At 42.5% G+C, this 12,492-nt stretch carries 15 protein-coding genes; 2 read left to right on the top strand and 13 right to left on the bottom strand.

Translation table 11 applies throughout. From position 1 onward, the window contains the following. Positions 1-99: 99 nt before the first annotated feature. From dnaB to rpsF, 7 genes are all read right to left on the bottom strand, one after another. The gene (dnaB, locus tag H7J92_RS13420) at positions 100-1,446 is read right to left on the bottom strand and encodes a replicative DNA helicase (protein WP_425441362.1); all 1,347 of its coding nucleotides are present in this window, start codon (positions 1,444-1,446) and stop codon (positions 100-102) included. A gap of 24 nt (positions 1,447-1,470) precedes the next feature. After that, positions 1,471-1,917: a 50S ribosomal protein L9 gene (gene rplI / locus H7J92_RS13415; protein WP_221837505.1), complete on the bottom strand. Its 447-nt coding sequence runs from the start codon at positions 1,915-1,917 to the stop codon at positions 1,471-1,473. Then, positions 1,917-3,890 (bottom strand): DHH family phosphoesterase, encoded by a 1,974-nt coding sequence (locus H7J92_RS13410; RefSeq protein WP_139366044.1) that lies wholly within the window; start codon positions 3,888-3,890, stop codon positions 1,917-1,919. Before H7J92_RS13410 ends, rplI begins: the two co-directional genes overlap by 1 nt. Positions 3,891-3,901: 11 nt before the next feature. Then, on the bottom strand, positions 3,902-4,840 hold the full coding sequence (locus H7J92_RS13405; RefSeq protein WP_009499313.1) for a YybS family protein: 939 nt from the start codon (positions 4,838-4,840) through the stop codon (positions 3,902-3,904). A 334-nt stretch (positions 4,841-5,174) separates the two neighbouring features. Further along, positions 5,175-5,414: a 30S ribosomal protein S18 gene (rpsR, locus tag H7J92_RS13400; RefSeq protein WP_171805962.1), complete on the bottom strand. Its 240-nt coding sequence runs from the start codon at positions 5,412-5,414 to the stop codon at positions 5,175-5,177. 41 nt (positions 5,415-5,455) lie between these two features. After that, a complete protein-coding gene (ssb, locus tag H7J92_RS13395; RefSeq protein WP_009499349.1) occupies positions 5,456-5,968 on the bottom strand; it encodes a single-stranded DNA-binding protein in 513 nt (170 codons plus the stop codon). Positions 5,969-6,016: 48 nt separating this feature from the next. Next, positions 6,017-6,304, bottom strand: a complete 288-nt coding sequence (gene rpsF, locus H7J92_RS13390; RefSeq protein WP_009499350.1) for a 30S ribosomal protein S6 — start codon at positions 6,302-6,304, stop codon at positions 6,017-6,019. A gap of 154 nt (positions 6,305-6,458) precedes the next feature. Between rpsF and H7J92_RS13385 the strand changes: the two genes are divergently transcribed. Beyond that, positions 6,459-7,001 (top strand): DUF3267 domain-containing protein, encoded by a 543-nt coding sequence (locus tag H7J92_RS13385; RefSeq protein WP_078818758.1) that lies wholly within the window; start codon positions 6,459-6,461, stop codon positions 6,999-7,001. A 58-nt stretch (positions 7,002-7,059) separates the two neighbouring features. Here the strand turns inward: H7J92_RS13385 and ychF are convergent, their stop codons facing one another. The 3 genes from ychF to H7J92_RS13370 all read right to left on the bottom strand — a co-directional run bounded on the left by ychF (position 7,060) and on the right by H7J92_RS13370 (position 9,365). Further along, on the bottom strand, positions 7,060-8,160 hold the full coding sequence (ychF, locus tag H7J92_RS13380) for a redox-regulated ATPase YchF (RefSeq protein WP_078818759.1): 1,101 nt from the start codon (positions 8,158-8,160) through the stop codon (positions 7,060-7,062). 94 nt (positions 8,161-8,254) lie between these two features. After that, complete coding sequence (locus H7J92_RS13375; protein ID WP_009499353.1) at positions 8,255-8,452, bottom strand: DUF951 domain-containing protein; 198 nt, start codon at positions 8,450-8,452, stop codon at positions 8,255-8,257. Continuing rightward, positions 8,433-9,365 (bottom strand): mechanosensitive ion channel family protein, encoded by a 933-nt coding sequence (locus H7J92_RS13370; protein ID WP_245799558.1) that lies wholly within the window; start codon positions 9,363-9,365, stop codon positions 8,433-8,435. The genes H7J92_RS13375 and H7J92_RS13370 overlap by 20 nt, the downstream gene beginning before the upstream one ends. Positions 9,366-9,489: 124 nt before the next feature. On the opposite strand from H7J92_RS13370, the gene yyaC reads away from it, so the two are divergent. Beyond that, the gene (gene yyaC / locus H7J92_RS13365) at positions 9,490-10,128 is read left to right on the top strand and encodes a spore protease YyaC (protein ID WP_221837416.1); all 639 of its coding nucleotides are present in this window, start codon (positions 9,490-9,492) and stop codon (positions 10,126-10,128) included. On the opposite strand, the gene H7J92_RS13360 is transcribed toward yyaC, so the two are convergent. The 3 genes from H7J92_RS13360 to H7J92_RS13350 form a co-directional block, all read right to left on the bottom strand. Continuing rightward, a complete protein-coding gene (locus tag H7J92_RS13360; protein ID WP_221837413.1) occupies positions 10,039-10,743 on the bottom strand; it encodes a DUF554 domain-containing protein in 705 nt (234 codons plus the stop codon). The genes yyaC and H7J92_RS13360 overlap by 90 nt on opposite strands. 77 nt (positions 10,744-10,820) lie before the next feature. Then, positions 10,821-11,651, bottom strand: coding sequence for a ParB/RepB/Spo0J family partition protein (locus H7J92_RS13355; protein WP_221837409.1), 831 nt, complete (start codon positions 11,649-11,651; stop codon positions 10,821-10,823). Next, positions 11,644-12,405: a ParA family protein gene (locus H7J92_RS13350; RefSeq protein WP_009499358.1), complete on the bottom strand. Its 762-nt coding sequence runs from the start codon at positions 12,403-12,405 to the stop codon at positions 11,644-11,646. Before H7J92_RS13350 ends, H7J92_RS13355 begins: the two co-directional genes overlap by 8 nt. Positions 12,406-12,492 lie beyond the last annotated feature (87 nt).

Raw genomic sequence — 12,492 nt, 5'->3', positions numbered from 1 at the left:
GCTACCACATGTTGCTATTTCCCGGGAAATACATGTTCGGTGGATAGTGAAAAAACAACACTCCTTTTCTAAACATCTAGAGAAAAGAAGTGTTGTCGCTCAATAGGATGGAGGTGCTTCATGCTGACTCCAGTCAATATTTAAGAACTTATTGTATTCCTTTGCAAAAGCCAACGTCACCGTACCGGTCGGACCGTTACGCTGCTTGGCTATGATGATCTCAATCATATTCTGCATTTCAGTTTCTTTGTCATAATAATCCTCACGGTACAAGAACGATACGATATCGGCGTCTTGCTCGATACTTCCGGATTCCCGTAAGTCAGACATCATCGGTCGCTTGTCTTGCCGCTGTTCTACGCCACGGGAAAGCTGAGAAAGGGCGATAACAGGTATTTTTAATTCACGCGCCAATGCCTTCAATGAACGCGAAATCTCGGACACTTCCTGTTGACGGTTATCACTGGAGCGCCCACTTCCCATAATAAGCTGCAAATAGTCGATCATGATCATCCCAAGACCGTGCTCTTGCTGCAGGCGTCGGCATTTGGATCGAATCTCATTGATACGAATCCCTGGACTGTCATCAATGAAAATTCCGGCATTGGATAAGGACCCCATCGCCATAGTCAGCTTGCGCCAATCATCCGCTTCTAAATTCCCTGTACGAAGCACTTGTGCATCGATATTACCTTCCGCACAAAGCATCCGCATGACGAGCTGCTCAGCACCCATTTCCAGACTGAAAATCGCAACGTTTTCATCCGTCTTTGTCGCCACATTTTGTGCGACGTTCAAGGCGAAAGCCGTCTTACCAACAGAAGGACGAGCCGCCACAATGATTAAATCATTGCGCTGAAAGCCTGCCGTAATTTTATCCAAGTCACGGAAACCAGTTGGAATCCCTGTCACCTCACCCTTACGTGTATGCAACAATTCAATGTTATCATACGTCTCTACTAAAACATCTTTGATATGACGGAAGTCACCGGCATTTTTGCGGTTGGACACTTCCATCATCTTTTTCTCAGCTTCACCAAGCAAAGCTTCAACTTCATCTTCTCGAGTATAACCATCTTCTACAATGCCCGTAGCTACTCGAATCAGTCGTCGCAATAAAGCCTTCTCTTCTACGATGTTTGCGTAGTGTACGATATTCGCTGCGGTTGGTACGGCGTTGGCAAGCTCCGTTAAATAGGAGATTCCTCCAACATCCTCAAGCTCATTTTTCACCTTTAGTTCTTCGGTGATGGTAACAAGATCGATCGGCTGTCCTTTATCGCTCAACACAAGCATTGTATCGAAAATCTTCTTATGGGCAATCCGGTAGAAGTCATCTGGCAATAAAATTTCCGATGCGGTAATTAGTGCCTGTGGTTCTAAAAATATAGCCCCAATGACCGACTGTTCTGCTTCATTATTATGAGGAGGTGTACGTTCGATCATCTGGTTCAAACTATTATCTCCTTATCATTCTTCTGTAACTTGCACTTTTAATGTTGCGGTTACATCAGGGTGTAATTTTATCGGTACATTTGTGAATCCAAGCGCACGAATCGCATCCGGCAGCTCCATTTTTCGACGATTCACTTTGATGTTATGTTGTTTTTCCAATGCTTGTCCAATTTGTTTCGATGTAATAGAACCGAATAGTCGGCCGCCTTCACCGGACTTTGCTTTTAGTACAACTGTTAATTTCTCAATTGTCTCTTTTAGTTCCTTTGCTTCTGCCAGTTCAGCTGCTGCATCTTTCTTTTCACGGTTCTTTTGGCCTTCCAACTGGCTAAGATTGCTTGCCGTTGCTTCGATTGCCATCTTATTTTTCAGCAAAAAGTTCTGCGCATAACCCGTTGATACTTCTTTTACTTCACCTTTTTTACCTTTTCCTTTTACATCTTGCAAAAAAATTACTTTCATCATCCATTTCCCCTCTCCACGTATTGATCTAGTGTATTCCTCAACATTTCGACAGCTTCCTCAACTGATCCTATCTCTAATTGACAAGCTGCATTTGTCAGATGACCTCCGCCCCCCAGGTCTTCCATAACGACTTGGACATTTAGCTCACCTAATGACCGGGCACTGATTCCAACTTTTCCATCAGCACGCTGAGCCACTACAAAGGAAGCGGAGATGCCTTGCATTGTCAGTAGGATGTCAGCGGTCTGTGCAATGAGCACTGAACTATGGACGACACCATCGTGTCCTTTCGCAATCGCAATATCGCCATCGCCCGCAAACTCTACGGTCTCAATTAACTTGGAACGCTCGATATACGTTGCAATATCTTCTTTTAATAAGCGTTGCACCAATACGGTATCCGCTCCATTCGTCCGCAGATATGAAGCAGCCTCGAATGTCCGGGCTCCTGTCCTCAATGTAAAGCTTTTCGTATCTACGACAATCCCCGCGAGCATTGCAGTAGATTCCAACATCGTCAATTTTTCATTTTTCGGCTGGTATTCCAGAAGTTCCGTAACCAGTTCCGCCGTAGATGATGCATAAGGTTCCATATAAACAAGAACGGTATTGTTTATGAACTCCTCGCCACGTCGATGGTGATCAATCAAGACAACCTTTTGTGCCTTTTCTAAGACACGCTCGTCAATGACCATACTTGGCTTATGCGTATCTACAATGACCACCAATGAACGCTCTGTCATCAATTCCAGTGCCTCATCTGGCATAAGCATATGCTTAAATAGTTCTTCGTCTTTTTCAACTTCATCCATCAGTCGATTGACACTTGCATCCAACTCATCAAAATTAACAACAACATAGCCTTCTACATTATTCATACGCGCCATTTTACGTACTCCGATTGACGCACCTACCGCATCCATGTCTGGCATCTTATGACCCATGACAAATACACGATCACTGCCCTGGATTAAGTCACGCAGCGCATGAGATATAACCCGCGCCCGCACTCTCGTCCGCTTTTCAACCGGATTTGTCTTACCTCCGTAAAATTTCAACTTACCATCGTAATGCTTGATGGCGACTTGGTCACCGCCTCGGCCTAGAACCAAATCTAGACTTGACTGAGCCAACTCACCAAGAGCTGTGAGAGACGTAGTACCTGTTCCAACACCAATACTCAATGTAAGCGGTGCGGTATGCTTTGCTGTATTCTCACGGATTGTATCTAGCAAGGCAAACTTGGTCTTCTCTAACTTTTCCAATGTACCTTCATTGAACACCGCTAAGAAACGATCAGAAGAAATACGCTTAACAAAAATACCATTCTCCTCTGCCCACTCGTTGACAAGTGAAGTGACCAAGGAATTCATACGGCTCCGAGTTTGATCATCCATCGTTTGCGATAGCTCATCATAATTATCTACCAGCAAAATTCCGATGGTCGTACGGTCCTCGTAATAAAGAGATTGGATCTTCATCCGCTCCGTTACGTCAAATAGATATAGTAACTTCTCTTCCGGTTTATAATATACTCTGTACGAACGGTTATTCAGTGTGATGACTTCCTGCTCATTGTCCTCTTTCGTTATTTGGCGGAAGCCTTCATTCATATCATACAGGTCGGTTCCAATCCATGTTTCATCCGGAAAGATAGAAGAGACAAATGGATTCACCCACTCGATCAAGTACTTGTCGTTTAATAAGATGATCCCGATGGGGAGTTCCAATAACGCTTCCTCACCGACCTTTTTCATTCGATAAGATAGCGTTTCAATATACTTTTCAGTTTCTTGATAACTTTCATTTTCCATCTTCCAGGCCATCGCGAGTGCCATTGCAAAAATGACCGCGAAAAACAGCCCAATCCAAAATTGGTAAAGCATCAGCAAGACAGCACCTACCGCTCCAAGGAGTGACAAGATTGCCAACGGAGTCCGTATAGCTCGTTTTTTATAAAATAAATTCAATAGTTCATCTCCTACCCTCTCTTGTCTTTACCTATCCAAGCACGAACGTTGATGGCGATATCTATAACACCTAGCATTACAGTAAACGGACTGAGGAACATTGCGAGCAACGTAGCCGGTACATTGACGATTCCCGGTAACTTCATCGTGTGTAATGCAAAATAAATCAACGCCAAACCTTGTATGAAGAATAAGAATCTAAAGATGAGAATGGCATTCGCTTCCATAAGATACAATGTCGTTCCTTGTTCCGTCTGTGATAAAATGGAAATCAATAACAAAACCATATAGACGACCACAGTAGCAAACGGCAAACGCATAGTAAGGAAGGAAGCAAACTTAGGAACTTCAAAACGTAAGCGTGCAGCGACCGCCAAAATTGGCATTACAAACAAATAGGCCGCTATAAAAACTGATAAAATAAACAGCGACGGGACGATCGTTTGATAATAGGTAAACGCCTCAGCCACCATCTTTTCTATGTCTCTTGTTGAATTCCCCATTCCGGTAAGCATGACCAATGCTTCTTCCTGTATCGATTGGAATTGCTGCAATAGCTGTTCAATCGGATTCATCTTAAAAAACCATACAGAACCGAGATACAATAGACTCAAAGACACTAATAACGTCAGCCCTGTCGCCATAAATACATAAAGCTTTGATTTGCCTGTACGAACTGTATCTCCGATGACAAATCCGACAGCACTCAATACGATGGCTGACGGAATCGACAGCAGTCCACCGATCAGCAGTGTAATGAGCCAAGTGCACGCGGCCACCAGCAATGTAGAAAGCCGGTCATAACGCAAACGATACAGCGTTATAGGTAGCGGAATAAACAGCAGCGTCAATGCACCGAGCAACGGTACATACATCGTGAACGCCAATAGTAGGGCAAATAATGCGATCATCATCGCTCCGTACGTAATTCTCCTTGCTTGATCTTGCATATCCTTCACGCCTCAATTCATTCACAACTTGTTCTGTTCCAGCATACGGATTTTCCGTAAGCAGACAATGTTCTACTGGTCTTTATTAAAATTTTGTTACATTCATCCTTCTAATTGTATCATGATTCACTCTGAAAACAAAAGTAGAGGGAGCTATGACTTCCAGTTAATTAGGACATTTAGTGAACACTACGCAATCAATAGCTATTATTCTAAATGGACGACTCTTAAGGGATTACTTCACTGACACTAACGTAAAATGGACCAAACTTTCGTAAATTTAGATAAAAAAACCGCCACTGACTGAATAATTCAGTCAGTGGCGGTTTATATATTACCGCTCTTCTGCTACGAACGGAAGAAGTGCCATGATACGTGCACGTTTGATTGCGATCGTCAATTTACGTTGGTATTTAGCGCTTGTACCAGTAACTCGACGAGGCAACATTTTCCCTCGCTCAGAGATAAACTTCTTCAACAAATCTACATCTTTATAGTCGATGTGTGTAATGTTGTTTGAAGTAAAATAGCAAACTTTACGGCGTCTGCGACCTCCACGACGTGGTGCCATAATTGTTGTCCTCCTTCCTGTTTGCGTATGAATGAACCTATCAATCAGAACGGCAAATCGTCATCTGTTACTTCAATCGGACCGCCGCCTGGTTGGAATGGATCGTTATCGACACGCGTCATATTTTGCTGATTCGGTTGGTAGGATTGCTGGTTGTACCCTTGGTCTTGCGAAGGTGCATTATTATAAGAAGGCGCTCCACCATAAGATGGCGTTTGTGGCCGTTCTTGATTGGCACTACGCGGTTCCAAAAATTGAGTACTGTCTGCAACAACTTCTGTCGTGTAAACACGCTTACCATCTTGTCCTTCAAAGCTGCCCGTCTGAATACGACCATCTACTCCGGCAAGACTTCCTTTTCGTAAGTAATTCGCGATATTCTCAGCCTGTTTACGCCAAGCTACACAGTTAATAAAATCTGCTTCTCGCTCTCCTTGCTGGTTAGAGAACGCACGGTTCACTGCCAGAGTGAAACGAGTCACTGCAATACCACTCTGTGTATACTTTAGTTCAGGATCTTTCGTTAATCGACCAACTAAAACGACACGGTTTATCATTCAGAATCAAACCTCCCTCATCATCAGATTAAATTAGTTTATATCAGCTTACGCATCCACACGAACAGTCATATGACGAATGATACCTTCGTTGATGTTCGCTAGACGTGTAAATTCATCGATTGCTTCAGTACCTGCGTTTGCAGTTACTAATTGGTAGTAACCTTCACGTAAGTCGTCGATTTCGTATGCAAGACGACGCTTGCCCCACTCTTTCGACTCGATGATTTCCGCTCCGTTTGAAGTTAGGACGTTATCAAAACGTTCGATCAATGCTTTTTTCGCGTCATCTTCAAGAGTTGGGCGCATAATGTACATAATCTCGTACTTTCTCATCAATAGTCACCTCCTTATGGACTTGGGCCCTGCTTTTCAAGCGGGCAAGGAGTAAGTAATTTTGATATTACTCACATCAGTTGATATTACCACAACTCCGTTGAAACATCAACCCTTAATAGACTATACTGAGAGGATCAAGGAGTGATTGCGTATGGAAGAACAACATCCTGTGATTGTAGAATTAGATTTGCAAAAAGTAGCGAAGGAGAGTATTTGGCTGACAGTCCTTCCACTTCTCGCACTTTTCCTGATTCGTTTTCTGCTAGAAGGCGGATTGGAGTTGACCTTTTCTTTTTGGTATTTGATTTATGGATTTATCGGATATCTTATTTTAATTGTGGTACATGAGTTTTTCCATTTGCTGGGATTCCGTGTTTTTTGCAAAGTACCTTGGAAGAACATGGACTACGGAGTCAATTTAAAAATGGGAATTGCTTATGCCACGGCAGATCAATTAATGGACAATAAAGGAATTCGTAAAGCGTTATTACTGCCCTTTTGGATGACAGGGATTTTACCGGCTGTAATTGCGCTCTATATAGGTGACGGTGTCTTGCTGATGCTGGGTGCATTACTGATTGGCGGGGCAGCCGGGGATTTTGCAATGTATAAAGAGCTGAAGAAGTTTCCTGATAACGCCATGGTGAAAGATGATCCCGAGCTGCCGAAGCTTTACATTTATAGTACTGAATGAATGTACAAAAAAGCTGTTTCCCTATCAAGATAAGGAAACAGCTTTTCAAATACCCCAATTACACGTTAAAACGGAACAACATAACATCGCCGTCTTTAACGATGTATTCTTTACCTTCCAAACGGACTTTTCCAGCTTCTTTCGCTGCTGCCATCGACCCATTCTCTACTAAATCATCGTAAGCTACCGTTTCCGCCCGAATAAAGCCCCGTTCGAAATCGGTATGAATAACGCCCGCACATTGCGGAGCTTTCATGCCTTTACGGAACGTCCATGCACGCACTTCCTGAACGCCTGCCGTGAAATAAGTAGCCAATCCAAGCAAATTATACGTTGCTTTGATCAATTGATCGAGTCCTGATTCTTTGATGCCGAGTTCCTCTAAGAACATTTCCTTCTCATCGTCTTCAAGCTCTGCCATTTCCTCTTCAATCTTCGCGCATACGACAATGACTTCTGCATTATCTTTCGCAGCAAAATCACGCACTTGCTGAACATACGGATTATTGTCAGCGTCGGCAATTTCATCTTCCGAGACGTTTGCAACGTAAAGCATTGGCTTGATCGTCAATAAATGCATGCCCTTGACCACTTGATATTCATCATCCGTCAAATCAACAGAACGCGCTGCCAATTCGTTTTCAAAGCCTTCTTTTAACTTCAATAAAATTGGTTCTTCGATCATAGCCGCTTTGTCTTTTTGCTTCGCCATTTTGGAAACGCGCGCCAAACGTTTGTCCACGCTTTCCATGTCCGCTAAGATCAATTCCAAATTAATGATTTCAATATCATCAATCGGATTCACTTTACCTGCAACGTGCGTAATATTTTCATCCACGAAACAACGGACTACTTGGCAGATTGCATCGACTTCACGAATATGGGAAAGAAACTTATTTCCCAATCCTTCTCCTTTACTCGCGCCTTCTACAATTCCTGCAATATCAGTAAATTCGAATGCAGTCGGAACAGTCTTTTTAGGAACAACGAGTTCTGTCAGCTTATCCAAACGCTCATCTGGTACTTCAACGATCCCTACGTTCGGATCGATCGTACAAAATGGATAGTTTGCCGCTTCCGCTCCTGCCTTTGTAATTGCATTAAATAATGTTGATTTCCCCACGTTCGGAAGACCTACAATCCCAGCTGTTAACGCCATTCTTCCCACACCTTTCTCATCTATCCAAAGCTTGCATTATTCGATAGTCAACCATTTCATTATAAGGACAATATGCTTGAATGTCTATTTGTTCTCAAGACTCGTTCTTCAGAAGAACTTTTTTCATCTTTTTGGCAAATTCATTACGTGGAATCATGACACTATGCCCGCATCCCTCACATTTTATTCGGATATCGGCACCCATTCGAATGATCTTCCACGCATTCTTGCCGCAAGGATGTGGTTTTTTCATCTCCACCACGTCATGCAAATCAAACTCTTTCTCCGCCATTTTGCGAATCCCCTTCCATCTTCTCTTGGAATAACACCATTTTTGGATAAGGCAGTTCAATTCCATTTTGATCCATGAATTTCTTTAAATCTTGACGTAACTTCCTTCCCACTCTGAAATTTGCAACAGGCTCTGTTTCAGCTACAATGCGTAACACGATTTTGGATGGGTCGATACTTTGAACGCCAAGCATTTCCGGAATGCCAATCACTTCCGGATAGCGATCTTTTGGCAATCCTTTTAAAAACTCGGATATCAGCTCTTCTGCATGGTCGATATCTGTTTCATAAGATACCCCGATATCCAATATGGCCATAGAGTTAGTCACCGAAAAATTTATAACTTCGCCAATTTGTCCATTCGGCACGATAAATACTTCGCCTCCGAATAAACCAATCTTTGTCGTTCGCAGACCAATTTCAATAACTGTTCCTTCGGCAGAATTAATGCGTACGTAATCTCCCACGCCGAATTGGTCTTCGAAGATAATAAAAAAACCTGAAATGACATCTTTCACTAAGCTTTGTGCTCCAAAACCAACTGCTAACCCAAGAACTCCAGCTCCGGCTAGAAGTCCTTTTACATCAATTTCGAACTCCGTCAAAATGGAAAGCATCGCGGAAAAAAACACGACATACGTCAATGCGTTTTCCAACAGCTTGATCATCGTCTTTTCACGCCGTTCATTCTTACGCATTGGACTCTTTAATTTAATAGAAAAAAATCGGCGGATCAGCATATGTCCTACCTTTACCAACACAATAGAAATCATGACAATCAAAAAGATTCGTAGCGCAAAGAAGCCGGTACTGATCCAAAAATCCGAATCAAATAATGTTTTATTCACTTGCTTAAACGCTTCCCCTACATCTTCCAGGTTTTCTTTCACTTCTGTATTTGTAGACACTGCCATTGAAAGAAATCCTCCTTTCGTATAAACCTCAATCCCCCAGGTTATACTGCACAGCAATACGTACTTACATTTTTTTACCACAGTACCCTAACGTATAAAAATTATAAAGGACTGGTGTTTCCGTATGTATATTGCTGAGTCTTCTTATCATTACCGTATTCCCCACAAAGAAACCGGTGTTGTCTGGAAATTAAGTTCTTATTTCGCAGAGCATATCCCTTTTAACCAAAAACCTATTGTTTTCTATTGTATCGGGACAGATCGTTCAACAGGTGACTCCCTGGGTCCGTTGACTGGCTCCTACTTATCTGAACTCAGCTTATTTCCCTACCCGGTGATCGGTACTTTAAGGGAACCTCTTCATGCATTAAATTTACAACAACGAATCAAACAAACAACCGAGATTTATCCCGATGCATTCACTGTTGCTATTGACGCGTGTCTTAGTAAAAGGGACGCAGTCGGTGATCTATTGTTCCATAGCGGACCAATTTCACCAGGAAAAGCAGTGGGCAAAGAGCTTCCTCCAATCGGCGATGTCTCAATTAAAGGCATCGTCAACATTGCTGGTTTTATGGAACAAGCCGTTTTACAAAGTACCCGTTTGCATCTTCCTTTTGAAATGAGCCGCATGATTGGCCGAGCTTTACAACTAGCACATCATCGGCAAACTTCAAAAAGCATAAACAATCGTCACCAGGATGGCAACTACACCAATACCAGGGATAAAATTCGCCACACGCATCTTCGTCAGGCCGATTAAGTTCAGGCCAATTGCCGCAATCATTAGCCCACCTGTCGCAGTCATTTCAGATATAAAGAACTGTAACAAATCATCTGGAACGAAACGGCTAATGAACGTTGAAAGAAACGTAATACTACCTTGATACAGAAGAACTGGAACAGCTGAAAAAGCCACGCTAATCCCTAATGTAGAACTTAAAATAATAGAAGTAAAACCATCCAAAATCCCTTTCATCACGAGTACATTGTGATCGTTTCGAAGCCCACTGTCTATGGCACCGATAATTGCCATAGAACCTACACAGAATATAAGTGTGCCGGTCACAAAACCTTGGGCTATACCTGGGCCTTCTTTTCTTGCCGGCAGCTTTCCTTCAATCCATTGGCCGAGTCGTTTGATCTTTTGATCCAAATCTACCCACTCACCAATGATTGCTCCTATCACGATGCTGATAATTACGATGACGATTTGTGTGGACTCGAACGTCATTTGCAAACCAATTGCTACTACTGCTAGTCCGATCCCATACATGATCGTTTGTTTCATTCGCTCAGGTATACCATGTAAAAAACGCCCAATCAATGTACCTACCACAATAGTCAGCACATTAAACACCGATCCAAATAATATCATGCAGTCACATCCGTGTCCTCTTCAGTCAGAATAATACCTATTTTGCTTTATTCGCAAAATAGGTATTTGACGAATTATTAATCATTCAAGAGTTCAAGGATTCGTTCAAAATCCTCGTCTGAGAAAAATTCGATTTCAATTTTTCCTTTATTCTTTGTCTTTTTAATCGTTACATTCGTCCCAAATTGTTCTCTTAGTGTAGTTTCTTGAGCTGCAATGAACAAATCTTTCTTCTTTTCTTTTTTTGTTTCACGTGGAACATCTTCATTTAATTGTTGTACAAGCTTCTCTAATTGGCGAACATTTAAGTGCTCTTTCTTTGTCTTTTCTGCAATTAATAGGATTTGTTCCTTTTTTCGAAGACCTAATAAAGTCCGCCCATGCGCCATCGTCAGATTTCCTTGTGATATATCTTTTCGTACCTTCTCCGGTAATGCGAGCAATCGGACGTGGTTCGCAATATGCGGTCTGCTCTTTCCAAGGCGAAAAGCTAGTTGTTCTTGTGTGAGTTGCAGACTTTCCATAAGCTTTTGGTAGGCTTCTGAAACTTCAATCGGAGTCAAGTCTTCTCTTTGCAAGTTTTCTAAGATAGCCATTTCCATCGATTGTTCATCTGTTAATTCGCGGACGACCGCTGGAATTTCTTTTTTCCCCGCTAACTTCGATGCACGATATCTTCTTTCCCCTACAACAATTTCGTATTGCGTCCCTGTTTTTCGTACGATAATCGGTTGTAGCACACCGTGTTCTTTAATGGATTCACTTAACTCCGAAAGCGATGTATCATCAAACTCTTTCCGTGGCTGGTATGGATTTTCTATGATGCTGTTCAAACGCAGAAGTTCCACTTTTTCCAGTGACTCACCAGGAAACAATGCGTTAAGCCCTTTACCTAGACCCTTACTCATTCTCCACCACTTCCTTTGCCAGCTCTAAATAGACTTCTGCACCTTTTGATCTTGAATCGTACATAATAATCGGCTTACCGTGACTCGGTGCCTCACTTAATCTAACATTTCGCGGAATGATCGTACGGTACACCTTGTCTTGAAAATACTTTTTCACTTCTTCAATGACTTGAATTCCCAAATTCGTTCGTGCATCGAACATTGTCAGTAATACACCGTCAATATAAAGCGAGTCATTCAAATGTTTTTGCACGAGCCGGACGGTGCTGAGCAGCTGACTGAGCCCTTCCAGTGCGTAGTATTCACATTGTACTGGAATGATGATCGAGTCAGAAGCTGTCAGTGCATTTAACGTCAACAGACCAAGCGACGGAGGACAATCGATGATGATGTAGTCATATTGATCTTTAATATCCTGTATGGCGTGTTTCATCCGTACCTCACGAGAAATTGTAGAGACTAATTCAATTTCTGCCCCTGCTAGGGAGATGGTCGCAGGGATAATCTCAAGATTTTCAATTTCCGTCTGAAGGATGACGTCTTTTACAGGTACGTCATCAATCAATATACTGTAGATGCAGTCTTGCACGTCTCCCTTATTGATGCCGACTCCACTCGTTGCGTTGCCCTGAGGATCGGAGTCGATTAAAAGCACTTTTTTGCCGATATGGGCAAGGCATGCGCTTAAGTTTACAGAAGTCGTCGTTTTGCCGACTCCTCCTTTTTGATTTGCTATGGCGATAATCTTACCCACTCTCGCACCTGCTTTCTTTCATAGTTCAATTATTTTGGTAGTCATTGTGCATCGTTGATTTCCGCTCCAGATGGAGTCTCCCATCTT

It is taken from the genome of Sporosarcina aquimarina (assembly GCF_019748715.1).
GTDB classification, from domain to species: Bacteria; Bacillota; Bacilli; order Bacillales_A; family Planococcaceae; genus Sporosarcina; species Sporosarcina newyorkensis.
The sequence above is the reverse complement of the archived record's forward strand: the minus strand, read 5'-3'. Positions and strand labels throughout refer to the sequence as shown.